The sequence below is a fragment of the Rhodococcus sp. F64268 genome (assembly GCF_023015605.1).
GTDB lineage: Bacteria > Actinomycetota > Actinomycetes > Mycobacteriales > Mycobacteriaceae > Rhodococcus.
Window position 1 is genome coordinate 1 of sequence record NZ_JALKAI010000007.1, and the last position, 24,017, is coordinate 24,017.

Here is a 24,017-nt window from a genome sequence, read left to right on the forward strand (position 1 = left end):
AACTGCCCGGCCCGGCCCGCGGGGTCTATTACGACGCCTACGTGATGATCGACATCTACTCCCGCTACATCGTAGGAGTGCATGTGCAGACCCGCGAGTCCGGCATCCTCGCAGCGGAGTTCATGACAGAAATCTTTGCAGTGCATGGGGTTCCAGATGTGGTGCACGCGGATCGGGGTACGTCGATGACCAGCAAGCACGTTTCGACCCTGCTCGCCGACCTCGAGGTGGTCCGTTCGCATTCGCGACCGAAAGTCTCCAACGACAACCCGTATTCCGAGTCGCTGTTCAAGACCCTCAAGTACGGACCCGAGTTCCCCGAACGCTTCGGGTCCCTCTACCACGCGCGCGAGTTCATGGCTTCGTTCGTTCACTGGTACAACCACGAACACCGCCACACCGGCATCGGCCTGCACACCCCGGCCGACGTCCACTTCGGGTTGGCCTCGCAGAAGGCTGCCGAACGCTCCACCGTGCTCGACCAGGCCCGACGGAATCACCCTGAGCGATTCTGCACCTCGAAACGGGGACCGAAGATCCTCGACCTGCCTTCCGAAGCCTGGATCAACAATCCCGCCACCAGCGACGGCCTCGAAGCCATGACGGATCAAGCCGCCGCGTAACACCTGCTGGACTCAATCACCTTGACAAGTTCCGCCCGGGGTAGAACGGTTCGACGACGGGAGCTGCGGCAAGCTGTTCCCGTACTGGGGTGTCGAAGTTGTATTCGGGCATGCCGGTCACACAGATGCGCCAAGGGGCGTCCTCATCCATCCGCTTGTCGGTGAAGCGTTCGACTTCCCATCCGTCGAAGACATCCCAGGTGGGATATGGGCGACGGTTGTCGTAGTCGAGAATGGACGGGCTGCCTGCGGTCCAATGAGCCCGTTGCACTCGAAGTGATGTGTAGAAGCGGATTTCCATGCGAGTCCAACCGGCGTCAGTGGGCATCGCAGTGTGCATTAGAACGTCGCACACGTGGATTTCGGTGACGGGGCGACCCAGGTGGGTGGTGGGTTCGACTTCTAGGATGCGGTGGTTGATCGTGCCGGTTCGCGGTGTAGGTGGGGACTTGTACGCGTGGGCGACATCCTTGAAGCCGGGATAGAGGGTGGCAGGGTCGGCGGTGCGATCGTAGTTGTTTTCGCTCTCGATGTAGCCGCGGGCCACTTGTATTTCTGGTGAGTCAAGGTCGATGCCGTCTGGTGCGGTCCAGCGGTGGGACATGATCTTCGCGTCGGCTTCGAGTGCGGCGAAGGGGTCGGGCTCCGGCGGGGGTTGTGGAGTCGCTGCCGGTGCACACGCCGAGATGACGGCGACAAGCGTCGCGGTAGCGAGAAGCCGGACATACGTCAGGATCGAATGTATCGCTGCGGGAGCCATTCCGGACGATCCAGCGCTCCTATTCATCATCTTCGACAACTGTGGGCCACCCAGGGTAGAACGGTTCGACGACGGGAGCGGCCGGAAGCTCCTCCTCTTGAGGTGCTTCCGGGTTGTATCCCGGCATGTTCTCATCGCAGATGGTCCACATGGACCGCCCGTTGTCGCGGTAGCTATCTGCTCGTTCTATTTCGAGGCCTTCGAATACATTCCACGTCGGATAGGGAAGTCGATGCTCGTAGTCGAGTGCTGGAGTGGTGGCAGGGCGGGCGGTGGTCAGCCGGATTCGTAGGGGCGTGTACAGCCATCTACGGATGCGTATCCATGCGTGCTTTGTGGATATCGCGGTGTGCATATAGTTGCTGCACACCAATACTTCTGTGACGGGTTCGCCGATGTGGAGGGAGGGTTCGATCAGGAGGATGTGGTGGTAGACCGTCCCGTATTCAGGTATGGGAGTGGCTTCCCATGGGCTTTGGACATCCCAGAATCCGGGGTGGACGCTGGCTCGATCTGACGTGTGGCTGTAGGTGCGTTCGCTTTCGATGTAGGACCGGACCGCTTGTAGTATTCGTAAGTCGAGTGAAACCCCGTCTGGTGCAGTCCACCGATGTGACAGCAGTTTTGCGTCGGCGTCGAGTGCTGCGAAGGAGACCTGTTCGGGTTCGGGTGGTGTCGGCGCGGGGGCGGGTGTTGTGCAGGCTGCTGTCGTGAAGGTCAATGCTGCGGTGACGAACACGATGATGTTTTTTCGGGTGGTGGACTGTCTCATCGTGGGTTGCTCGACTCCCTTGTGGTAGGTGCGCTTCCGAATGTGGCGCTGGATTCCAGGTCCGTCGCTATGGGGGTGAAATCGTGCAGTTCGTTCTCGATTGAATGATTCACTGCAGGAGTCGTTTCGGAGGTGATTATCGTTCTACTCGCTGTCGTCGACAACGGTGGGCCAGCCGGGGTAGAACGGCTCGACAACGGGAGCCGCAGTGAGCTGTTCGGTAATGGAAGTATCCCGGTTGTATCCCGGCATGTGTGATGTGCAAACTCGCCACGGGGCGTCATCGTCCATCCGCTTGTCAGTGAAGCGTTCGACTTCCCAGCCGTCGAAGACGTTCCAAGTGGGGTATGGCAGTCGATGGTTGTAGTCGAGAGCGAGTGGGGCGTCTGGGGCCGAGTCAGCTTGTTGTATTCGAAGCGAGGTATCGAAAGAAGTCTCCATGCGGGTCCATCCGGCTGCGGTGGGCTTGGCGGTTTGCATATGGACGCTGCAGACGTGGATTTCTGTGGCGGGCCGTCCCAGGTGGGTGGTAGGTTCGACCTGGACGATGTGGTGGGTGATCGTCCCGGTCCGCGGTGTAGGTGGGGACATGTACGCCTGGGCGACATCCTTGTAGCCGGGATAGAGGGTGGTGGGGTCGGCGGTGCGGTCGTAGTTGTTTTCGCTCTCGATGTAACCACGGGCCACTTGCATCTCTGGTGAGTCGAGGTCGATGCCGTTTGGTGCCGTCCAGCGATGGGCCATGATCTTTGCGTCGGCAGCGAGTGCGGCGAAGCGGTCAGGTTCCGGTGGGAGCGACGGAGCGGTCTCGGGGGCACACGCCCCCATGACTGCGGCAAGAGTTGTGATGCCGACGGCCCGGATGAGCATCCAAGTCGAATGATTCACTGCGGAAGTTCCGGAGATGATCATTCTCCTACTCGTTGTTGTCGACGAGGGTCGGCCAGCCGGGGTAGAACGGCTCTATGGCAGGGGGTCCCTGAAGTCGTTCTTGCACTGGAGTATCCGGAGTGATTCCCGGTATCTGCGACATACAGATGCGCCACGGATCGTTCTCGCCCATCCGCTTGTCGGTGAAGCGTTCGACTTCCCAGCCGTCGAAAATGTTCCAGGTGGGATAGGGGAGTCGATGTTCGTAGTCGAGATTGGGTGGGGGGTTGGTGGCTCGCTCGGTCTGTTGGAGTCGGAGTGATGTGTAGAAGCGCCTTTCCATGCGGGTCCATCCATCAGCGGTGGTCATAGCGGTTTGTGTGTGGACGTCGCAGACATGGATTTCGGTGACGGGTTGTTCGAGGTGCGTGGTGGGTTCGACTTGGAGTATGTGGTGGGTGATCGTGCCGGTTCGTGGTGTAGGCGGTGATTTCTGAACATGGGCGATGTCGTTGAATCCGGGGTAGAGGGTGGCGGGGTCGGCGGTGCTGTCGTAGTTGTTTTCGCTCTCGATGTAGCCGCGGACCACTTGGAGTTCCGGGGCGTCGAGGTCGACGCCCTCGGGTGCGATCCAGCGGTGCGACATGATCTTCGCGTCGGCCTCGAGTGCTGCGAAGCGGTCGGGCTCCGGCGAAGGTGGGGGAGCGGCCTGCGGTGTGCACGCCGAGATGACGGCGGCGAGTGACGCGGTAGCGAGAAGCCGGACGTACCTGAGGATCGAATGTATCGCTGCAGGAGTCATTCTCGACGATCCAGCGCTCCTATTCGTCATCTTCGACAACTGTGGGCCATCCGGGGTAGAACGGTTCGACGACGGGAGCTGCGGTGAGCTGTTCCTTGACTGGAGTGTCGAGGCTGTATCCAGGCATACGTGTCACGCATATGCTCCAAGGGTCGTCGTCATCCATCCGCTTGTCGGTGAAGCGTTCGACTTTCCAGCCGTCGAAGATGTTCCAGGTGGGATATGGCAGCCGGTGTTGATCGTCGAGTATGGGTGTGGTTTCAGTTCGCTCGGACTGTTGAACCAGAACGGACATGTATGCGCGCCTTTCCATGCGCGTCCATCCGGTGGCGGTGGGTTCTGCGGTCTGCATGTACACGTCGCAGACATGGATTTCGGTGGCGGGTCGCCCTTGGTGCATGGTGGATTCGACTTGGAGGATGTGGTGATCGATTGTCCCGGTCCGGGGTGTAGCCGGAGACCTTGGGATATCGGCGACGCCGGTGTATCCGGGATAGAGGGTGTTGGGGTCTGCGGTGCGATCGTAGTTGTTTTCGCTCTCGATGTAGCCGCGGGCCACTTGTAGTTCTGGTGAGTCGAGGTCGATGCCGTCTGGTGCGGTCCAGCGGTGCGACATGACTTGTGCGTCGGATTCGAGTGCGGCGAAGCGGTCGGGCTCCGGCGGTGGAGCCGCTGCCGGTGCGCACGCAGAGATGACGGCGGCGAGTGTCGCGGTGGCGAGGAGTCGGATGGGAAGTCGGCTCGAATGCTTCACCGCGCAAGCCATTCCGGATGTGTCCGCGCTCCTATTCATCGTCGACGACGAGTGTGGGCCATCCGGGGTAGAACGGTTCGACGACGGGAGCTGCGGCAAGCTGTTCCTTTATTGGGGTGTCGAAGTTGTATTCGGGCATACCTGTCACACAGATGCTCCACGGGTCTTCGTATCCCATCCGCTTGTCGGTGAAGCGCTCGACTTCCCATCCGCCGAAGACGTCCCAGGTGGGATACGGGCGACGGTTGTCGTAGTCGAGAATGGTCGGGCTGCCTGCGGTCCAATCAGCCGGTTGCAATCGAAGTGATGTGTAGAGGCGGGTTTCCATGCGAGTCCAACCGGCGTCAGTGGGCATAGCAGTTTGCATCAAAACGTCGCACACGTGGATTTCGGTGACGGGTCGACCCAGGTGGGTGGTGGGTTCGACTTCGAGGATGTGGTGGTTGATCGTGCCGGTTCGTGGTGTCGGTTGTGACTTGTACGCGTGGGCGATGTCGTTGTATCCGGGGTAGAGGGTCAAGGGGTCGGCGGTGCGGTCGTAGTTGTTCTCGCTCTCGATGTAGCCGCGGGCCACTTGTAGTTCCGGGGCGTCGAGGTCGACGCCCTCGGGTGCAATCCAGCGGTGCGACATGATCTTCGCGTCGGCTTCGAGCGCAGCGAAGCGGTCGGGCTCCGGCGGGGGTGGTGGAGTCGCTGCCGGTGCGCACGCCGAGATGCCGGCGGCGAGCGTTGCGGTAGCGAGAATCCGGACATACGTGTGGGTCGAAAGAGTTTCTGCGGGAGCCGTTCCGGAGGTGATCATGCTTCTACTCGCCATCGTCGACGACAGTAGGCCACCCGGGATAGAACGGTTCGACGACGGGAGCTGCGGCGAGTTGCTCTGTTATAGGGGTGTCGCGGTTGTATCCCGGCATCCTTGTTCTGCAGATGCGCCACGGATCGCTCTCGCCTATCCGTTTATCTGTGAATCGTTCGACTTCCCAGCCATCGAAGATGTTCCAGGTGGGATACGGCAGGCGATGCTCGTAGTCGAGAGTAGGGTGAGTGTCAGTCGCCTGATCAGTCTGCTGGATCCGGAGGGATGAGGAGAAACGCGTTTCCATGCGTATCCAGGCGGTGGCGGTCGGCATGGCGGTTCGCATGTAGACGTCGCAGACGTGGATTTCTGTGGCTGGTCGGCCTAAGTGGCTAGTGGATTCTATTTGAAGGATGTGGTGGTCGATCGTGCCGGTTCGTGGTGTCGGTGGTGATTTCTGAACGTGGGCGACGTCGTTGAAGCCTGGGTAGAGGGTGTCTGGGTTGGCGGTGCGGTCGTAGTTGTTTTCGCTCTCGATGTAGCCGCGAGCCACTTGGATCTCCGGTGAGTCGAGGTCGACGCCGTCGGACGCGAACCAGCGGTGCGACATGACTTGTGCGTCGGCTTCGAGTGCGGCAAACGGGTCAGGCTCGAGCGGAGGTGGAGTCGCTGCCGGTGCGCACGCCGCGATGGCGGCAGCGAGTGTTGTGGTGACGATGAATTGGATGACCGCGCGGGTGCATGGTTTCTTCATCGTGTGGCGTTCGGTTCTCTATTTGTGGGCGCGACACTTCCGTAGGCATCGATGTAATACTCACGGAACTTCGAGAAGTCGATTCCGTGGGTATCCAAAATTATGTCGGCCAGGTTGGTAATTCGATCGAGCGGTGGGTCTCCGCTCGGGTACGTGAGGGTGCCGTCGGATCCCAGTATTCCCAGCGAGCGAAGGTCATACACGATATCTGGATCCTGCGGTAGCCCGTACCGTCCGACTGCATTCTCCAGCAGGTTGTACGCGTTCGGCGCGCTGTATCGACTGAAGTCTCCCGTGAACGGGGTTGCCTCCGGGTCTTCGAATGCGGGCACGAACGCGTCTCGGATGGAGGTGCTGTTGACGTCCATCATCAATCCGACCGTGCCGCTGAGGCGAGGATCGAGTGCGACAAGATTCCGGATGACCGTGTAGTTCGTATTGAACGTGTCTTCCCGGCGTTGCTGCACGAACTCGTCGATCCGAGCTCGATCGTCGAACATTTCCCTTCCGGCGTTGTAGATCCCGGTGTCGAGCAGCGCTTGGAGACGACCCGCGTTGGAGGCACCGAGGTACGAGGGACCTTCGACGAAATCGTCTGCGTAGTACCGACCGAATGCAGTCGCTGCGCTTCCGAATATGGCACTGGATTCCTGGTCCGTCGCCATGAGGGTGAATATGCGCCGCGCGGCTTCGTTGAAATTGGGCGATTCGAGGCTGTCTTGTTTCCAGTCACCCACGTTATCCGCCCTGACAAGCTCGGGGATGTACCCGTGCAACCCATCGGCGAATGCTCGAACCAGCCCGGGATTCACCTCACCGATGTTGGGGGTGTTGTCGCCGTGGACGTCCATCAAACGGTCGAAGTTCTCTTCGTGCGCGAGATACTGAGACAGATCGAGTGCAGCACGCTCCGCTCGGTCGACACGTGCGGGGTCGCCGGCAGCGTGGGCGTCGCCCATTTCGTGGGTCATCCAATTGGTGAGGCGTCCTGCAGATTCGCCGCCGTCGTCCCAGTCATGAGTGAACAGTGGTGTGAGGATGTCGTCGCGTTGAATGTCGGGGCGGCCGTCTCCGTCCAGGTCTCCTGCAAGCACGCGGGCACTGACGTCGTGGTTGCTGGCGGCGACGTCGAGCATCGATTCGCCGGCGTGACCGACCGTGATGGGGATGGTGTCGTACGGCCCGGTGCCGGATCCAATCGAATCGATCACGGATGCTTGCGATGCGGCAGATTCGACGAGCTTCGTGCCGAGTTCGGCACCGGGAGTGCCGCTCCCGGTTCCGACGAACTCCCAGAATTCGCGTCCGCGGATCACCGAGTCGATGTACGCGGCGTCCCCCGGATTGGCGAGTGCGTTGCGGTGCGCCGTGGCTGCGGCCCCCGGCTCGGACTCGAGCTCGCTCCGGACGTCGGGCGGCAGGGTGTCCATGAATGCGGACAAGGTGGGCGGGACCTGGTAGCCGTCGAGCTGGGCCGAGCCCGGACGCGCTTCGACGAGGTCGCGGACGTCCTGGGGTAGGCGGTCCCATCCGCCGCGGTCGTCGTCGACGTCGCGGACCTGTTCGTTCGACAGTGCGAGGATTCCGTTTGCGAGACTGTCGCGGGCGTCGAGTGCTGAGGTGCTGCCGTCGGCAAGGAGTTGCTGCTGCAACTCCATGACGCCATCCGCTCCGGCTTCGCCGTACAGGTTCTCGAGGTAGCCGAACGCGCCCGCTGGGAGAGCCGTGACGACCTTGCCGTTCGCAAGCTCCTCGAGAGACTGCGGGTCGAGACCTGCTGCGGCAAGGTTCGTGGTGAACCGTGCCAGATCTTCGGACGTGACCGTGCCATCGGTGAGCATGGCCCAGTCGTGGGCGGCTTCGTCGGGGGAGAAGGCTGCTGGTGCTGGTGTGACGTCGATGAGGTTCGAGATGATGCCGGTGATGCGGCGGGCATGGTCGTCGTCCACCTCGCCGACCACCCGCAGTGCGTCCTGAATCATGCCCCAATGCGCGGCGGCGTCGGGTTCTCCCTCGTAGACCCCGGTGAAGTCCGGCCCGGCGGTGACGCCCCCGTCACCGACAATGAAGCCGGCTCGTTCGGCGGCGGCGATTCTGTCGAGAGCTACGCGTGCTGCGTGTGCGAGATCTTCGTGGGCTCTTCTGGTAGCGGAGGCGATTTCGCGTAGTTCGTAGCAGATGGTGGTGTCGGACTTGCGTTCGCGGTCGAGGTGACCAGCTGCGGCGTCGGCAGCGATACCTGTCCATGCAGACCAGAGGTCGTTGGTGGCTGCGTGGATCGAGTCGCGGGCGTCCTCGAGTCGGGTGGCGACCGACTCGGTCGAGGTCGCCTGTTCGGACAGTGCAGACCATGTCCATTGACGCACATCGGATACCGAGGGAATCACGCGGACACTGCCCTCGCGAGCTCGTCCCTCAAGTATTCGTCGGTTTGTGAGTAGTCCTCACACACGCGGTTCATGGTGTCGTGCAGTGCCCATGCCCGATCAGCGAGGATCAGCAGTGCGCGACGGGTTGCTGCCTCGGCGTCGCCGAGCGCCGCGGCGACGGATGAGACCTGCAGGTATCCGTTTGTCGAACGAGCCCTCATCGGTGAGGTGTCTATCTCGCAGATCTCTTCTGCATGCAGATCGAAGTGGCGTGACACCGACCGGATTTGTGGCAGGTCGGCTTCGAGCGTGTTGGTCATCCCCATGATCCCCCATCGATCGGTCCCCTTGTCCGATCCGCCACAGACTAGCGCCTCGGTCGGTGTTCGCCAATTCCGCGGTCGGCCGGTCGAGGTGTCGGCACCCTTCGCTAGGGTTCGCAACCGATCTTGAATGCGCAGCGAGGGGGAGCGGTGGACGGGGACTATCGTCGGCAGAGCGACGTCATCGAGTTCTGGCGAGCGGTGGAGTTGTTCAGCCCTCAACAGGTACCGAAGGTCGACAAGTTCGACACCCTGTCGCCTGTGGAGAAGATGACGCTTCACGATCTGCTGCCGTGGGAACACGGCCACCGTCTGCGTCTACCGCCGCGCCGCGCCGGCTACGAGCGGCAGCACATCATCTACCTCGGCGTATATCGCATCGACGAAGTGTGGTCCGCTGTCGACGAGATCCTCGCCCCGGGCGACGAGAACTACGATCCGCGGCCGTCGGGGGAATGCGCCGTGGCCGCACTTGTCGTCGACAGATACGGCTGTGTTGTTTCCGGGTCCGAGGTGCTGTCCGGGCTGGCGTGGGCGGCCGGGCGTACCTGCAACCCGGGCCCGGCTTCCACGTCCTGGCTGCACGGACTGGACGAAGCGCAGAAACTTCTGGCCGAACTCCTCGACGACGAACAGCGCATCAACCCCCGTTGCGGATGCCGCCTCCCCCTGGACGCCGAACGGCTCTCAGCGATACGGCAACGTATCGCCACGCTTGTGGGAGTGAACGGCATGATCGACTGCGCCGAGATCCGTGTTCGGTCGGTGGAGGTCAAGCAGTCCGACGGTCTCGACGGCACCGACTTTCTCAACAGTTTCATCGCCGCCGACCTGGGGAAGGTGGCCGGTCGAGTCGCCGCCGGGGACATCGGCACAGGCCTCGCGCACTACCTCACCGAGGATGCAGCCCTCGACACGGCGCGGCGCGTCGACGTCAGTGCTGTGCCGGCTGCGTCGTTCGTGGCGTGCCGACCCGAAGCAACTCCGCCCGGCCGGTGGCCAGGAAAACCCGAACATCCCTTGGCGCTCGGGCAACAGTTCGCCGTCAACACGATCATGGATGAGTTACACAGCAACGCCGGGATTTTCGCGGTGAACGGGCCGCCGGGAACAGGGAAATCGACGCTGCTGCGGGACCTCGTCGCCGCGGTCGTCGTCGAACGCGCCGATCGACTCGCACATCTCGCGAGCCCGGCCGACGCGTTCACGGCGACGCCGCACCGCTGGAAAGCCGGCGAGTACACGAGGGTTGTGCAGCGGTGGGCAGACGCCTTCCACGGATTCGAGATCGTGGTGGCGTCGTCCAACAACGGTGCCGTCGAGAACATCAGCTTCGAGATGCCCGCGGTCGACGCCATCGATTCCGACCGGTTCGACACCGACTATTTCGCAGACATCGCAACGGCGCTCTTGAACGACACCGGCAAGGATTCGAAGGCCTGGGGGTTGACCGCCGCCCGGCTCGGACGAAAGAGCTACCGCACCGGATTCACGAACACGCTCTGGTTCGACGAGAAGAGCAGCGGAAAGAAAGCCACTCGACGAGGACTGCAGTCGATCCTCAAGGAATTCGAATCGGCCGGGCCGACCAGATCGTGGCACGACGCCGTCGCCGAGTATCGCCGCGCGCGGGACGTTGTCGCCGCGATGATCGATGAACGTCAGCGCGGCTACGAGCAGTATCGTGAACGAGCACACCGCGACAGCGAGCTCCGAGGAGTACTCGACCAAATAGCGGCCCACACAGAGACACTCCGCTCTGCGGCTGACATCGAGGTGGTGCAACGCGGTGCCATCGACCGCCTCCAGCAGGGCCGGGCCGCAGTCGACAACGAGCTCGCCGCGCACAACGAGCAGCGTGTCGCGTGGTGGCGGATGAGCCGCGGCGCACGTGAGCAGCGTCGGCGGTGGCAGTCGCACCGCACCCGATTGACCGACGCACTCGCGGGATGGGACGAGAAGTACACCGCCGCGTTCGTGGCACATCAGCAGACTCTCCAGAAACTGGTTGACCTGCAAAGCATCCACGGTCAACTCGTGCAGCGATCCGACGCAGTGCGGTATCGGCGTGACGAACTCGACCGCTCTCTCGACGAGTTGCGTCAGCGATGGGGCCGGGCGATGCCTGGGCTCGAGTGGGCCGACGACCCGGCCCGGGAACTCGCGGCGCCCTGGTTGGACGAGGCCCTGAACGAGGCACGGTCGCGACTGTTCGTGGCCGCGCTCGACCTTCACAAGGACTTCCTCGCGCAGGTGCCGAAACAGATGCGTCAGAGCCTGCACGGGGCGATGGACGTAGTCGCGGGGAACGAGCCACACGACCTGGACCCGGCTGCCGTCGCCGATGCGTGGCGTGCGTTGTTCTTCGTCGTGCCGCTCGTGTCGACGACATTCGCCTCCTTCGACCGGGTGTTTCGCGGGCTCGGACGTGAAGCGCTCGGCTGGTTGCTCATCGACGAAGCCGGGCAGGCGACACCTCAGAACCCCGTAGGGGCGATCTGGAGGTCGCGACGGACCGTCGTCGTGGGCGACCCGCAACTCGAGCCTGTGGTGACTCTGCCGTTCCGGGCACAGCAGGAGGTGCGGGGTGCGTTCGGCGTGGACGAACGGTGGTTGCCTGCGCGGTCGTCGACACAGTCCATCGCCGACCGTCTCACACGGTGGGGAACGACCTTGCCAGGCGACGACGAACCGATCTGGGTAGGTGCGCCCCTGCGTGTGCACCGGCGATGTGCCGAGCCGATGTTCTCTGTCGTCAACACCATCGCGTACGGCGGCACGATGATCCACGGAGGGAATCCGCAACCGGACCGTGAACTGCCGCCGTCGCAGTGGTACGACGTGACCGGGACGTCGAACGGCCACTTCGTGCAGGCCGAACACGACCGACTCGTCGAACTTCTCGAGGACCTGATGAGCAGGGATCATCCGATGAACGACGTGATCGTGCTCAGTCCGTTCAAGGACGTCGCGCGACGTCTCGCGGGGCTTCGTTCCCGGTACGACGGGATTACCGCCGGAACCGTGCACACCGCACAGGGACGGGAGGCGAAGGTCGTCGTCCTGGTGTTGGGAGGCGACCCGGCCCGTGAAGGCGCGAAGCGGTGGGCGTCGTCGAAACCGAACCTTGCAAACGTTGCCGTGAGCAGGGCGAAGCAGCGCCTGTATGTGATCGGGGATCGTTCGGCGTGGTCGCGGCACCCGCGGTTCGATGTGCTAGCAAGGGAATTGGGCGGCAACCCTGCGCGTAGTCGGTGACTTACCAGAACCGAACACCGCGCGCAGGTGTGGGCCGCGATACGGGCCAGACATGTCAGGACCAACCTCAGTTTCCGCTGAACGGAAATCGGTATGTAATTGCTCCGCATGGTTCGGAAGGGTCGCAGTTGTGACGTGAGTCATGACACAACTAGTGATTCGGAGTGATGAATGAACCCACGCGTGCCGGCGTCGGTCGAAGAGCCACACTCGTCTCGTGACGCCAAGACGGTGGTCGATCGATCACAACTGCGTAAGGTCACCTTGTCGAGCCTCCTGGGTACGACGATCGAGTACTATGACTTCTTGCTCTACAGCACGATGGCTGCCTTGGTACTGGGCGATCTGTTCTTCCCCGCGTCCAATTCGGCGGTCTCGACCATCGCGGCCTTCGGAACCCTCGCTGCCGGCTATGTTGCACGGCCGATCGGTGGTCTGATCTTCGGGCATTTCGGCGACAAACTGGGCCGCAAGTCGATGCTCGTGATCACGATGGTCATGATGGGTATCGCGAGCTTCGCCATCGGGGTGCTACCCACATACGAGCAGATCGGTGTGCTGGCGCCGATCCTCCTCGTGACGATGCGCGTGGTGCAGGGCGTCGCGGTGGGCGGCGAGTGGGGTGGTGCCGCGTTGATGGTCGCCGAGCACGCAGATCCCCGTCGTCGCGGGTTCTGGACCGGGCTCATGCAGCTCGGCTCGCCTGTCGGCTTCCTGCTGTCCACGCTGGCAGTGATGATCGCGACGCTACTGCCCGACGAGTCGTTCAACTCGTGGGGGTGGCGTATCCCATTCCTCGCGAGCGCATTGCTGCTGGTGATCGGCCTCTACATCCGGATGAGCGTGGTCGAGAGCCCTGTGTTCGAGGTTGCCGCGGAAAAGGCGAAGGAAGCTGCTGCAGCGAAACCTCCTGTGCTGCAACTCTTGCGCAGTCCGCGGCCACTGATTCTCGCATGCGCGGTGGGAATCGGTCCGTTCGCGCTGACTGCGCTGATCACGTCGCACATCATCTCGTATACGAAGACCATCGGGTATGACACGTCGACGGTCATGCGCGTCCTCGTTGTGATGTCGATGGTGTCGATCGTCGCGATCCCGGGTTTCTCGACCTTGTCGGACCGGATCGGCAGGCGTGCTGTGAGCCTCACCGGCGCTGCCGCGGCGGTGCTGTATGCGTTCCCGCTGTACGCGCTGATCAACTCGGGCGACACCACGCTACTGGTGATCGGCCTACTGCTCGGGCAGGTCATTCAGTCGGCGATGTATGCGCCGCTCGCTCCACTCCTGTCGGAACTCTTCGGCACGGGAGTCCGCTACACGGGGGTTTCGCTCGGCTACCAGCTCTCGAGCCTGATCGGTGCCGGCTTCACTCCACTGATCGCGGCGAGTCTGCTGGCGGCTTCGGACGGGTCGAGCCTACCGCTCAGCTTGTTGCTTGCGATCACGGCAGGCATCACGATCATCGCTGCATGGGTGGCGTCGGAGACGAGTGGGAAGGATCTTACGACCGGCGAGCACGTCGGCTGAGCGTCAGGTGGGCACGGAGGTCACCGCGATGGCGTGCTCCGTGACCAGGATCGTGGGCCTCCGGGCCGGTGTTACAGGCCGTGAGTCATGGAAACAATTCGTGGACAAGATCTTCGGCGGACAACGCCCTGCCCGGCTTCAATCCTCGGTGGAATATTCGTCGCTGGACGAACGATATTGCACCAAGAGCAAGCGGATCAGGCCGACGGCGACGATGGCCTGGCCCAGCATCAGTGCCGACGGCAGGACGATCAGTTCCCAGCCGGTCGACGCGAACGCCAGCGCCCACACGATGATCGCGGTGGCCAGCGCGATGGTTGTCAGCTGACCGACTCCCATGAGGATCATCGCCCATCCGCGCAGGCGCCGCTGAACGATGCAGACAGCACCGGCAACGGCTCCGGCGAACGAGGTGGGTATCCCGAGCAGGGTCGGAAAGACCACCATGATCTCGACGCCGCCTCCGACTTCGACCACCCCCGCGAACACCAACTGCGGAACGGCGAAAAGCCAGATCGGTACTGTGCACAGAACCGAGATGATCGACACGGTGCGGAGCATCTGCATCAGGTGAACGTATCCGAAGTGGGCCGCTGACGGCGGGTCCCTCGTCCGGACTGTCGGCGTCCCACTCGATCCTCACGCCGGGGGCGCTTGCTGCGGAGCCGATTTCGTCGTGGGCGTGGTGAGGCCCTCTCCGGATAGCGAACCGAGATCGACGTCTCGTCCGGCGAGTAGCAGAAGGAGGGTAAGCATCGGTCCTCGGATCTCAGGTCCGGTGCCTGTCGACCACGCGATGTCGGTCGCGCAGAGATGCGATGCGCTGAAGCGGTTCTTCTGGAACACTTTCGACTTCCATCCTGTACCGAAGGACGCGATGTGTGTCGCGGCGTCTGCGGCCACCTCCGGCGAGACGCTCAGCGTGCGGCCGAGTGGGATCGCGATGTCCTGTCCATGGACGAGAATGTCGACGAGCGGTTCGCGAGGGGAGAGTCTAGGCCGGTATCGCTGCCAGGATCGGACCCGGCGGGACGAGGTTGTCCGGACTCGCCGAGCAGGCCCTGGTCTCCAAGCAGACCGCCACGCACCTCGTGGACCAGCTCGAACGCGCAGGATACGTCGAACGAGTAGTCGACCCCGCCGATGCCCGCGCTCGCCTCGTCCGGATTTCACCGCGCGGCGAGGAACTGATTGCCGTTGCCCGCGCCGAGGAAGCCGAAATCGACAAGGACTGGACGAAGCACCTCGGAGCCCAGCGCATGCACGACCTACGCGAGACACTGACGCTGTTGCGCGGCATCACCGATCCGTCGGCATGATCCGAGTTCTACTTCGATAGGTGCGCCGGTCGGAGCGAAGCGAAACCTATACATTCCATGCACGCTGTAGGTAGTCTCCCGAACGGCCGTCCAGGTTCGGGAAGGGACAACTCGATGAAGCTCCTCAGATGCGCTGGTGCCGTCGCAGTGGCAACGACGATGACGTTGTCGGGAACGCTCGCTCACGCCGACCCGGCGCCCCCGGTCGCCGAGCCATACACCCTGCAGGAGCTCGTCGGTCCGTACCCGTCCGACCTTCCCGCGCGTGGCACCTTCATTCCGGTACTCGACGGATTCACCGGGATCCGCGATACCCGACCTGACCTGATGCAACGCAATCTCGATCAGACCGTGGAGATCAACAACGGTGCGTCGGCAGTTGCTCAGCAGCGGGCATTGTTCGACAGCAACCACGAACGACTGCTGTCGTTGTCGGACGGTCTCGGCGAGGGGCTCGGCGAGACGTTCCGTACGGCGCTCCATGAGGGACGGCTGCCCAAGGTGCAGGCACTTCTCGGAGGTGAGCTCGGGCGTGCCGTCGGCATCGCGAACCTTTCCCTCCTGGAGAAGCAGCACTGGAGCAATCCGCGGCCGTTCGAGGTGGCGCCCGACCGGATCCACTACTACTTCGGTGACGGAGTCAGCGGCGCTGCCGATCCGTACGCCGAGGTCGGAGGGACGAGTTCGTACCCCTCGGGCCATACATCGAGTTCGTACCTGATCGGCATCCTGCTGGCGGACATGCTTCCGGAATTGGCACCGCAGATCCTCACCCGAGCATCGGAGGTGGGCAACAGCCGGATCGTGCTCGGTGTGCACTACCCCCTCGACGTCATGGGCGGGCGCATCATGGGCCACGCTGCGGCTGCGGACCGGTTGAGTGATCCGGCATTCGCACGCTTGGTGGATGAAGCCGCGGCCGAGCTGCGAGCAGCCCTCGAATGGTCGGTGGGTGAGCCTCTCGACGAATACATCTCATCCGACACGCCGTATCGCCCGATCGGTACCGCGCTCGCCGAGTACAACGAACGGATGACGTACGGATTCGAGCGGATCGATCCGTCGATGACGAACGATATTCCTGCCGAAGCCGCAGTCCTGTTGCGTGGAGTCGCCCCCGACTTCACCGACGAGCAGCGGCTCGACATCCTGCGGCGCACCGCGATCCCCGCGGGTTATCCGCTGGATCAGGCGGGGCCGAATGGCGGGTGGATGCGTATCGATCTCGCCGCAGCATACGAAGCAGTCTGACGTGGGGCATTTTCCCGTGCGGGCGTCTTGTCGATCGATTCTTCGATTGCTGCGACAACCAGCGCAAGCTCGACAATCATGTGAGACAGGTGCGCGAGAAGCGTTGGTGTGACGGTCGCTCCGCAGGCTAGAACTGTCCCGTCCCGGTTCTTCGTCGCCTCCGACGATGGACGACGCTCCACCTGGGCCCCGGGTGGGAGTGCCGTCCAAGACAGGCGACCATCATGCCCCGAGCCCGCTCGTTCTCCGGCGCAGTGCGGAATTGTGCTTCCGTCGTATTCACCGCCGCTGTCCTGCTTTCCGCCGGTGTGGGTGCCGCGACCGCGCAGCCCTCGGCCCCGATGGTGGTTCCGTTACCGTCGGCCGACCCGTTCTACACGTACGACGGACCATTGGACGGCGTCGCACCTGGCACGGTGCTCGACACCCGGACGGTGCCGTACGGGTTCCATGATCAGGCGACACCCATCACGAGCACACAGGTGCTCTACCGAACCACCGACCAGTTCGACCGGCCGACCACGACGGTCGCGACAGTTCTACGACCTTTGGTGCCAGGACCGGACCGGATGATCTCGTACCACATGGCATACGACGCGCTCGGGTCCGAGTGCGATCCCTCGTATACCCTCACCGGGCACGGCACCTACAGTCAGGCAGGCACGTTCGAGCAGGCCGTGATCACCGGCTATCTCGCGTCCGGATACACCGTCGTCGTGCCGGACTACGAGGGCCCGGACCTCGAGTGGACCATCGGAGGCCAGTCCGCGTACGCGGCGCTCGACGGAGTGCGTGCCGCGGAGTCGGTTCTGGGACTTCCCGCGTCGACACCGGTGGGATTGGCCGGTTACTCCGGCGGTTCGGTGCCCACCGAGTGGGGCGCCGAGGTTGCGCCGACGTATGCGCCCGAACTGAACATCGTCGGCGCGGCAGCGGGTGGCCTGCCGGTGAACCTGGCCCACAATCTGCCCTACGTCAGTGGCAGCGCGGGCTGGGCGGGCGTCATCCCTGCTCTGATCGTCGCGTATCAGCGCACCTACGGCCTCGACACCGCGGCATTCCTCAACCCGTACGGGCAACAGATCGTCGACACGGTCAGCTCACAGTGCATCAACGCATTCGCATCGAAATACCCGGGGTTGACCGACACCGATATGCTCCGAGCTCCCTACACGTCGCTGCTCGAGGTCCCCGGCGTGGTCCGTGCCATCAACGACAACATCATGGGCACGGCGGGTACTCCGCGGGTGCCGATGCTGCTGGCGGTCGGAGACGTCGACGGCACCGGTGATTCGGTGATGATCACCGCCGACGTCGAAGGGTTGGCGCACCAGTATTGCGAACGTGGTGTCGACGTCACCTACGCGAAGTACGACCGACTCTCGCACGGTGAGGCATTCATGCCGTTCCAAGCGCAGACGGCGCAATTTTTCACCGACCGCTTCGCCGGCGCACCACCGGCCGGGAACTGTGCCGTGGTCGGGCCCGGAAACGACCTCGCCCCCACACCGGTTCCGTGACCGCCGGACCAAGCACATCTTGACCCAGCCCATCACTCGGATGGCAAGGACGCAGTGCCATCTCATTGCGGCGCTCACGGCAGCTGCTGAGCCGGCACTCGCGTGTAGGAGGGGTACCGGCATCTGCACGAGTGCCGAGCTGTACCGGGCGGCGGTGGCACGGCTGGGGCGCTGACGCGGCAAAGCTGGTCGTGACGCGGCGAGAGGATCGCTGAGGCCCTCGATGCGTGTGCTGCACAAATAGACAGAAGCGTCGTTCCGGAAAGGTTGTTTCTGTCTACATGTGACGCGGAACCGTGACACGACGTGCACAACGGGCGAATCGTTCCTGGTTAGGGGCAGGAGGATCTCGCCCTTACTGCTGCGCAAGCCTTCGACGAGTAGGCGTTCGAGGGCGCCGCGCTCGGACCGCAGCACGTCGAGCGTGCCGTCTTTGGTGAGTGTGCGTTCCACGACTCCACCGGGCCGGAACGCCGTGTCCAACGCGACTGCGCGCCGAGCTCTGCGCGGTCGACGGGATCACTGCGGAGGAGGTTTCCATCGTCGGCGATGCCATCAACGTTTGGGATCGCCTTCGCGCCGAACTGCAAGCGACCCTGGCCTCGAGCACGGACGCCGAGCGGATCTGCACGGCGCTGTACTCCCACGCGGACGTCACGCTGCGCATGACATTCACCGTCGCGACTACGTCGACTTCTACGGCAACGAATACCACGCCAGCAACGTCGGGCCAACCTTCCGCCCCGAACAGGTGCCGTTGTTGCCGAACTGGAAGCACCTTCCCGTCGGCTACCGTGGCCCGGGCGGGCACGATCGTGGTCAGCGACACCGACGTTCGCCGGCCGCACGGTCTCCGCCCGGAGGCCGGAGAAGTAGCAGCACGGCTCGTTCCTCGAATTGACCTGGGGTGGAGGAGGATCCATGGCGATCGCGAGCGGGTCCGAGTTTTCGTTCCTGCGGGGTGGCGACCATGTGACCCTCCGCGCCCCCGCGCCGGGTCCCGACGGCGAGGTCATCCGGTTCGACGAATGCTCCGGCCGCATCGTGGCATTCGAGTCGGGCTGACACGGACGAACCCGAGAAAGACTGAGCACGGCACCCGGTAATCTCCGTGTTCCCCCCTCGCTCGGTCCCCTCGTCCGATCGGCGACACAGAAGCGTTCGGGGTGATCGATCGCCAATTCGACGCAATAATCACCGGACCGTCGGATGGCGGAAGCAGCGAACTGCTCGTACGGCGGTCGGGACACTGGCCCGACCGAGCACATGTCGGTGCCCTCGCCTATCGTATTGACGGTTGATTCGATCGTTGGACGAACCGGGGAGGTCGGCCATCGGCAGAGGGGGGAGATTTGCGATGCAGTCATTTCGGTCTCGGCGGGTTGTCGGCGCACATCAGCAGGCCGCCAATGTCGGAGCGCAGTCCCAGAAATCGGCGCCGGTCTCGTCGCCGCAGGGGCTGATCAATCGGCGTAAACCTCGGTCCGGAGACATCCTTTCGGCGTTTCGCGCTCTCGATACGGCGATCGACAGACGTGCGCAGCTGGAGATCATGCAGTGGCTTCGCGACGAGTACGACACGCGTCAGGGCGGGGTGCTACTCGGTTGTCTCCAGCAGTGCTACTTGGGGCCTCCGTTCGTCGACCACAAGCTTGACCTGCTGCACGACATCGTCGAGCACTATCACGCGGCCGATGCGGTAGCCGATCCGTTCGCGCAGGCCAGAGGGTTGGTCCGTAGCGGTTCTTACGCCTACATCGAGGTCTACTCCGACGGTTCCTTGGTTCCGGTCCGGCCCGATGGAACGTGCAGTGGCGGCGGAATTCTCTGATCGATCGACGTCGAACCTTCGACGAAAGGACTACCTTCGAGAGTGAACGCAGTCAACATCGCCCCGATTGTGAACGCGGTCAATCGGATGCAGGGGCAGGTGAACGACCTGACTGTGCAGGTCGGTCGGGTCGACGCGAACGTCGGGCGGGTGTCTCACGACGTGCAGACCACGCGCGGGGAATTACAGGCCCTCACCGCCGAATTCCGGCAGTTCGTACATAATGCCCAGCTCACTGCCAACGTGCAACGGTCGGAGACTGCACTCGGCAACGCCGAGGCCGCCCTCGACCGCGAGTACGGGCACTACAAAGTTGTCCGCCGGACATCGGTCGGAACGCTGCAGGCCTTCGACGTCGGGAACGTCACCAACGACACCGTGCAGCAAATCTCCGAAGAGCTGATGATCCAGACCCCGCGCTACTGGCTGGCACCGGCGCTGGTGGCATTGGCGGCCTGGTCCCGCGACGACCGAGAGCTCGCCGACAAGTCGGTGCAGACGGCGTTCACCCGCGATGGCGCGAAGACCAGCCTGTTCTTCGCGTTGGTGCTGCGCAGGCAAGGTCGCGTCGATGCATCGGCCCGGTGGCTGCGGTATTACCTGTCGGCTTTGGATCCCCGCGCGCTGGGGCGCGAATTCGCCGTCGTCTATGAGGCGGCGGCTCACGACGCATTCGGCACGCACGGGTATGTCGTCGTCGGGACCCAGCTGTCCGAGTGGAACGGCAGATTGAGGACCGACCCCATCGGTACTCGGCGCGCAGGCGCGTATCTGGGTCGACGAACTGACAACCCTGCGGGGAGCAGTCGACGAGTCGATGTATCCGGCTCTCGTGCGGCACAGTCCGCAATGGCCGCAGTACAAGGAGTTGTTGGAGTACGCGTCGGCGCTCGGATTCGCCACCGAGAAGTACCGGCGTATCAAAGACACTGACACTCCGCTTGCGCTGTCCGTGCAGGACCAGCTCGACGACCTGCTCGAACACCTCGTCACCGAGTACGACGAGGAGGAACTGCCGTACCAGCGCGAGGCGGCATACCACCGTGCGGTGATCGATAACGGCGGCGACACGGGCAGGGCACACATCGACGCGGACTCGATCAGTGCCGCGCTCGAACAGACGATGGACGCGGTCTCGTTGCAGACTCAGATCGCCGTCCACCCGGACGCGATGGGGGTGTCTGTCGGCGCACAGAAACTGGCGATCGGCGTAGGACAAGATGATCTCCGTGCTGCCATCGGAGACTTCACCACCGGCTATCGTCGCGGATTCATCGATGTCGTTGAAATCGTTCTTGCACAGGATCATTCGCAGTTTGCGGTCGCTGTGGGGTTTCCGGGATGGAAGACAGACACTGCAACGACACAGGAAAGGTCCGAAGCAGGTCTCGGTGAAGTGTGGCATCAGAGCTACGCCGCCTACATCGAATCCGTTCGGTTCAAGCCCGGAACAGCGATCGGAGCGGCCGTGCTGGCGGGCGCGGTCGGGCTGTTCTGCATCGCAGCGTTCGATCTCGTCGGAATTCTGTTGACCTTGGCGGTCGTGGCCGGCGCCGGCTGGTGGGTGACCAAGAAGAAACGCGCCGCCGACGCGATGGTGCGACAGGCCGAGAGCGATCGGGGGCAGGCGCTCCAGTACTCGATCGATATCTACCGGACGGCGGTCGCCGAGTTCGTCGATGCTCGTCTCGCTTACCAAGAGGCAGACGGCAATGAACAGGAACTGCTCAACCTCGTCGACACGTGGCCGACAGTCGTGGGGCAGGAGAAGGGTCACTGATGAACCATTCCGATGCCACTATCGTTCGACGAACCAGGCTGGCCCCGTTCGTCCCCCCATCGCAGGAGACAGTGAGTACCACGACTGGGATCATCGCCAGGGATGCGGTGCGACGATCACCACGTCCAGCAGGCGAACGCTTGAGCCGCAATCGTGTGATCGCCGGCGACCTACCGGAGTGGTCGCCGATGCCGCCCGGGGAGATCCCGGTGGTGTCGCGTCGAGTATCCGAGACGAACCCCCGATGACAGTGGGTGCGGCGAGTACCTATGAGGCGTGGGTGACGGCATTGCGCACCTGGGGGCGCAATCCTCGGCACAATCTGGATGGGCTTCCCCCGTTGACGGCCGACTCCTTCCCGCCGGATACCTACCAGCGGCTGCTCACTCACTTGCACAACGCGCAGTCCGCGGTGATGATGCGCGCTGATGAACAGTACAGCCGGGACATGTCACGCGCTCGAGACGAGCACGAGATGGCACAGGCGTTGCTTGAGCTCCGCAGGGCGTGCGCTCGTAGACTGCAGTTGATCCGCCATCCCGGACTACCGCGCGAGTTGCGTCAACCGTTGGAAGAGGGTGTAGCCGAGGATATTCGGCAACTCCAGAAGCAACTGGAGGAGGGCGCCGTCAGCGGCGTCGTAGACATTGCCGCACGGGAACGACATCTGCTCATGGTGCGGCGGGCGCAGCTGACCGTCCTTCTCGACGCCGAGTATCCGCTCGAACGGATTCTCGACCCAACCGGTTCCGGCTGTGCCTCGGCGCCGAATGCCGACACGATCGGATCGGCGGCTCCCGCACTCCCGCCGACGACCGGGTCCGCACGCCGCCGCGTCGTCCTGGACTGACCGAACCCCACGCACCAACCGGGAGGCGCAATGCCCAACCAGATTTCGACCGCAGACGTCATCACTCGCTACTTGAAGGCGCGTGTACCCCTGATCGTCGTTCGAACGATCGAGAGCCCGCGTGCTCTCGACGTCCTCCGCGGGGTCGGCGGAGCGCTCGGCTCGATGTCGTTCTACTGGCATTCGCGGACACGCGGTCTGTTCGAACTGTCGGGGCAGGCGCCGGTCATCGAAGACAGATCGCTGGTCGGTGCCTTGGAGTTCACCGCCTCGACGTTCGTCAACCGCGCGAACGCGAACATCATCCTGAGCGACATCGAGGATGTTGACGACGACAGGCCGACGGCCCGGCATCTGGCGGAGTTGGTCCGGTTGGCCGACGAACGACAAGGATCGATCATCCTGATCACCGCGGGCCAAGTGTGGAGCGGCTTGTCTCGCCTCGGCATGTCGGTGGACCTCGACCTGCCGGATGTCGACGAACTCGAACAGGTGGTAACGGCGCTCGTCGACGACCACCGTCCGTTCATGAGCATCGAATGGGGAGTCGGGGAAGTCCGGCAGGCTGCTGAGATACTGGTTGGGGTGACACAGGCGGAAGCGGTCAATGCCGTGACGACGATGCTCGCCAAGGGTGCGTTGGGATGTGACGACATCGCCGAACTGTCCGAGTTCAAGGATCAGATGTTCGGCGAGATCAGCGGGATCGAGCGGGTCAAGGTCAAGGAGGGTGACTATCAGGTCGGAGGACTGTCCACGCTCCGCGAATGGTTGTACACGCGGCGTGAGTTGATTCGTGCCGACCTGAGCAGGTCGCCTCTCCATCCGCCACGAGGAGTCTTGCTCGTCGGCGTTCCAGGATGCGGCAAGTCGTTGAGTGCCAAGGCCATTGCATCCGAATGGAGGCTCCCGCTGTATCGCCTCGACATGGGGGCAATCATGGGCATGTATGTGGGGCAGTCAGAGGGGAGGCTCAAGGAAGCGCTGTCGATGGCCGATCGAGTCGCACCGTGTGTGTTGTGGGTCGACGAGATCGAGAAGGCCCTGGCGGATCGGGGCGGCGACTCCGGGGTCACGCGCCGATTGATCGGACAGCTGCTGTTCTGGCTGCAGGAGTCCACTTCCAAGGTGTTCATGGTGGCCACTGCGAACGACGTGACAAGTCTGCCTCCGGAACTGCTGCGGAAAGGACGGTTCGACGAACTATTCTTCGTCGACCTACCCGACGAAGCGGATCGAGCCGAGATCATCTCCCTCTATTTCCGTAAGTACCTGCAGTTAGAAGCGGAACCGACGTTGCTTGCCGAACTGGTGCAGATGTCGGAGGGGTTCGCCGGATCGGATATCGAATCCGTGGTGCACGACGTCGCGACAACGATGTTCGTACGAGGAGACACCCAGATGACCGACGATCTCGTGCGAGGAGTGTTCGCGAACGTCGTGCCGTTCAGTCGAACCAACCCGGAAGAGGTCGCAGCCATTCGCGCGTGGGGCAAGGATCGTGCATTGCACGCCGGCCGAGCACGTGCCGGTGCGAGGCAACCGATCGGGGTTGTCGGTCGCCGGGTGGTCATGACCGGCTAATTTCCGCGGGTTCGTTACCGCGCGATCAGAGCATCTTTCTGCGCCTCGACGAGTGAATGGGGGTAGTGGAGCAGCGACATTGCCGGTGGGTGTCAGTCCGGCATCGACGAGGAGCGCGTTGAGTTCGTCGGGGGTGCGTTGACGGCCACCGTCGGTTTGAGTGAGCATCTGCAGATCGATGGCCTTGGCCAAGAGGCTCGGGCATTCGGATGTTCGACCATTTCGACGAGAACCACGTGGCTGCCGACGGGCGTGGTCGCTGTGTCCCGGTCGA

General features: G+C 63.2%; 22 protein-coding genes. 12 read left to right on the forward strand and 10 right to left on the reverse strand.

The window, feature by feature from the left end:
* On the forward strand, positions 1-623 hold a 623-nt coding region (locus MWU77_RS17250; RefSeq protein ID WP_247274324.1), incomplete at its 5' end, for an integrase core domain-containing protein.
* A gap of 16 nt (positions 624-639) precedes the next feature.
* On the opposite strand, the gene MWU77_RS17255 is transcribed toward MWU77_RS17250, so the two are convergent.
* The 9 genes from MWU77_RS17255 to MWU77_RS17295 form a co-directional block, all read right to left on the reverse strand.
* The gene (locus tag MWU77_RS17255; RefSeq protein ID WP_247274325.1) at positions 640-1,413 is read right to left on the reverse strand and encodes a hypothetical protein; all 774 of its coding nucleotides are present in this window, start codon (positions 1,411-1,413) and stop codon (positions 640-642) included.
* On the reverse strand, positions 1,403-2,155 hold the full coding sequence (locus MWU77_RS17260; RefSeq protein WP_247274326.1) for a hypothetical protein: 753 nt from the start codon (positions 2,153-2,155) through the stop codon (positions 1,403-1,405). Before MWU77_RS17260 ends, MWU77_RS17255 begins: the two co-directional genes overlap by 11 nt.
* Positions 2,156-2,299: 144 nt before the next feature.
* Positions 2,300-3,043, reverse strand: a complete 744-nt coding sequence (locus tag MWU77_RS17265) for a hypothetical protein (RefSeq protein WP_247274327.1) — start codon at positions 3,041-3,043, stop codon at positions 2,300-2,302.
* 28 nt (positions 3,044-3,071) lie between these two features.
* The gene (locus tag MWU77_RS17270; protein WP_247274328.1) at positions 3,072-3,827 is read right to left on the reverse strand and encodes a hypothetical protein; all 756 of its coding nucleotides are present in this window, start codon (positions 3,825-3,827) and stop codon (positions 3,072-3,074) included.
* 19 nt (positions 3,828-3,846) lie between these two features.
* The gene (locus MWU77_RS17275; RefSeq protein WP_247274329.1) at positions 3,847-4,581 is read right to left on the reverse strand and encodes a hypothetical protein; all 735 of its coding nucleotides are present in this window, start codon (positions 4,579-4,581) and stop codon (positions 3,847-3,849) included.
* Positions 4,582-4,612: 31 nt separating this feature from the next.
* Positions 4,613-5,398, reverse strand: coding sequence for a hypothetical protein (locus MWU77_RS17280; protein ID WP_247274330.1), 786 nt, complete (start codon positions 5,396-5,398; stop codon positions 4,613-4,615).
* The gene (locus MWU77_RS17285) at positions 5,388-6,131 is read right to left on the reverse strand and encodes a hypothetical protein (protein WP_247274331.1); all 744 of its coding nucleotides are present in this window, start codon (positions 6,129-6,131) and stop codon (positions 5,388-5,390) included. The genes MWU77_RS17280 and MWU77_RS17285 overlap by 11 nt, the downstream gene beginning before the upstream one ends.
* A complete protein-coding gene (locus tag MWU77_RS17290) occupies positions 6,128-8,518 on the reverse strand; it encodes a WXG100 family type VII secretion target (protein ID WP_247274332.1) in 2,391 nt (796 codons plus the stop codon). Before MWU77_RS17290 ends, MWU77_RS17285 begins: the two co-directional genes overlap by 4 nt.
* On the reverse strand, positions 8,515-8,820 hold the full coding sequence (locus MWU77_RS17295) for a hypothetical protein (RefSeq protein ID WP_169689733.1): 306 nt from the start codon (positions 8,818-8,820) through the stop codon (positions 8,515-8,517). Before MWU77_RS17295 ends, MWU77_RS17290 begins: the two co-directional genes overlap by 4 nt.
* A 153-nt stretch (positions 8,821-8,973) precedes the next feature.
* Between MWU77_RS17295 and MWU77_RS24990 the strand changes: the two genes are divergently transcribed.
* Both MWU77_RS24990 and MWU77_RS17305 read left to right on the forward strand, forming a co-directional pair.
* Entirely contained in the window at positions 8,974-12,081 is a 3,108-nt protein-coding gene (locus MWU77_RS24990) for an AAA domain-containing protein (RefSeq protein WP_247274333.1), read from the forward strand.
* Positions 12,082-12,252: 171 nt separating this feature from the next.
* Positions 12,253-13,608, forward strand: a complete 1,356-nt coding sequence (locus MWU77_RS17305) for an MFS transporter (RefSeq protein WP_169689735.1) — start codon at positions 12,253-12,255, stop codon at positions 13,606-13,608.
* Between the two features lie 138 nt (positions 13,609-13,746).
* On the opposite strand, the gene MWU77_RS17310 is transcribed toward MWU77_RS17305, so the two are convergent.
* A complete protein-coding gene (locus MWU77_RS17310) occupies positions 13,747-14,175 on the reverse strand; it encodes a hypothetical protein (RefSeq protein ID WP_169689736.1) in 429 nt (142 codons plus the stop codon).
* A 470-nt stretch (positions 14,176-14,645) separates the two neighbouring features.
* Between MWU77_RS17310 and MWU77_RS17315 the strand changes: the two genes are divergently transcribed.
* The 9 genes from MWU77_RS17315 (at position 14,646) to MWU77_RS17355 (ending at position 23,743) form a co-directional block, all read left to right on the forward strand.
* A complete protein-coding gene (locus MWU77_RS17315) occupies positions 14,646-14,927 on the forward strand; it encodes a MarR family winged helix-turn-helix transcriptional regulator (RefSeq protein WP_247274334.1) in 282 nt (93 codons plus the stop codon).
* Between the two features lie 114 nt (positions 14,928-15,041).
* A complete protein-coding gene (locus MWU77_RS17320; RefSeq protein WP_247274335.1) occupies positions 15,042-16,178 on the forward strand; it encodes a phosphatase PAP2 family protein in 1,137 nt (378 codons plus the stop codon).
* 224 nt (positions 16,179-16,402) lie between these two features.
* Positions 16,403-17,698, forward strand: coding sequence for a lipase family protein (locus tag MWU77_RS17325; protein WP_374229901.1), 1,296 nt, complete (start codon positions 16,403-16,405; stop codon positions 17,696-17,698).
* A gap of 921 nt (positions 17,699-18,619) precedes the next feature.
* Positions 18,620-18,763 (forward strand): hypothetical protein, encoded by a 144-nt coding sequence (locus MWU77_RS17330; RefSeq protein ID WP_247274336.1) that lies wholly within the window; start codon positions 18,620-18,622, stop codon positions 18,761-18,763.
* A 292-nt stretch (positions 18,764-19,055) separates the two neighbouring features.
* Entirely contained in the window at positions 19,056-19,529 is a 474-nt protein-coding gene (locus tag MWU77_RS17335; RefSeq protein ID WP_247274337.1) for a hypothetical protein, read from the forward strand.
* Between the two features lie 42 nt (positions 19,530-19,571).
* Positions 19,572-20,462, forward strand: a complete 891-nt coding sequence (locus MWU77_RS17340; protein ID WP_247274338.1) for a hypothetical protein — start codon at positions 19,572-19,574, stop codon at positions 20,460-20,462.
* Positions 20,401-21,309, forward strand: a complete 909-nt coding sequence (locus tag MWU77_RS17345; RefSeq protein ID WP_247274339.1) for a hypothetical protein — start codon at positions 20,401-20,403, stop codon at positions 21,307-21,309. The genes MWU77_RS17340 and MWU77_RS17345 overlap by 62 nt, the downstream gene beginning before the upstream one ends.
* Before the next feature lie 244 nt (positions 21,310-21,553).
* Positions 21,554-22,159, forward strand: coding sequence for a hypothetical protein (locus MWU77_RS17350; protein ID WP_247274340.1), 606 nt, complete (start codon positions 21,554-21,556; stop codon positions 22,157-22,159).
* A 30-nt stretch (positions 22,160-22,189) separates the two neighbouring features.
* Entirely contained in the window at positions 22,190-23,743 is a 1,554-nt protein-coding gene (locus MWU77_RS17355; protein ID WP_247274341.1) for an AAA family ATPase, read from the forward strand.
* Positions 23,744-24,017 lie beyond the last annotated feature (274 nt).

What these genes read in the sequence shown, in the direction of transcription:
- MWU77_RS17255 (WP_247274325.1), bottom strand. Translation starts at nt 1,413, where the DNA reads ATGATGAATAGGAGCGCTGGATCGTCCGGAATGGCTCCCGCAGCGATA.
- MWU77_RS17260 (WP_247274326.1), bottom strand. Translation starts at nt 2,155, where the DNA reads ATGAGACAGTCCACCACCCGAAAAAACATCATCGTGTTCGTCACCGCA.
- MWU77_RS17270 (WP_247274328.1), bottom strand. Translation starts at nt 3,827, where the DNA reads ATGACTCCTGCAGCGATACATTCGATCCTCAGGTACGTCCGGCTTCTC.
- MWU77_RS17280 (WP_247274330.1), bottom strand. Translation starts at nt 5,398, where the DNA reads ATGGCGAGTAGAAGCATGATCACCTCCGGAACGGCTCCCGCAGAAACT.
- MWU77_RS17285 (WP_247274331.1), bottom strand. Translation starts at nt 6,131, where the DNA reads ATGAAGAAACCATGCACCCGCGCGGTCATCCAATTCATCGTCACCACA.
- MWU77_RS17295 (WP_169689733.1), bottom strand. Translation starts at nt 8,820, where the DNA reads ATGACCAACACGCTCGAAGCCGACCTGCCACAAATCCGGTCGGTGTCA.
- MWU77_RS17305 (WP_169689735.1), top strand. Translation starts at nt 12,253, where the DNA reads ATGAACCCACGCGTGCCGGCGTCGGTCGAAGAGCCACACTCGTCTCGT.
- MWU77_RS17310 (WP_169689736.1), bottom strand. Translation starts at nt 14,175, where the DNA reads ATGCAGATGCTCCGCACCGTGTCGATCATCTCGGTTCTGTGCACAGTA.
- MWU77_RS17320 (WP_247274335.1), top strand. Translation starts at nt 15,042, where the DNA reads ATGAAGCTCCTCAGATGCGCTGGTGCCGTCGCAGTGGCAACGACGATG.
- MWU77_RS17325 (WP_374229901.1), top strand. Translation starts at nt 16,403, where the DNA reads ATGCCCCGAGCCCGCTCGTTCTCCGGCGCAGTGCGGAATTGTGCTTCC.
- MWU77_RS17330 (WP_247274336.1), top strand. Translation starts at nt 18,620, where the DNA reads ATGGCGATCGCGAGCGGGTCCGAGTTTTCGTTCCTGCGGGGTGGCGAC.
- MWU77_RS17335 (WP_247274337.1), top strand. Translation starts at nt 19,056, where the DNA reads ATGCAGTCATTTCGGTCTCGGCGGGTTGTCGGCGCACATCAGCAGGCC.
- MWU77_RS17350 (WP_247274340.1), top strand. Translation starts at nt 21,554, where the DNA reads ATGACAGTGGGTGCGGCGAGTACCTATGAGGCGTGGGTGACGGCATTG.
- MWU77_RS17355 (WP_247274341.1), top strand. Translation starts at nt 22,190, where the DNA reads ATGCCCAACCAGATTTCGACCGCAGACGTCATCACTCGCTACTTGAAG.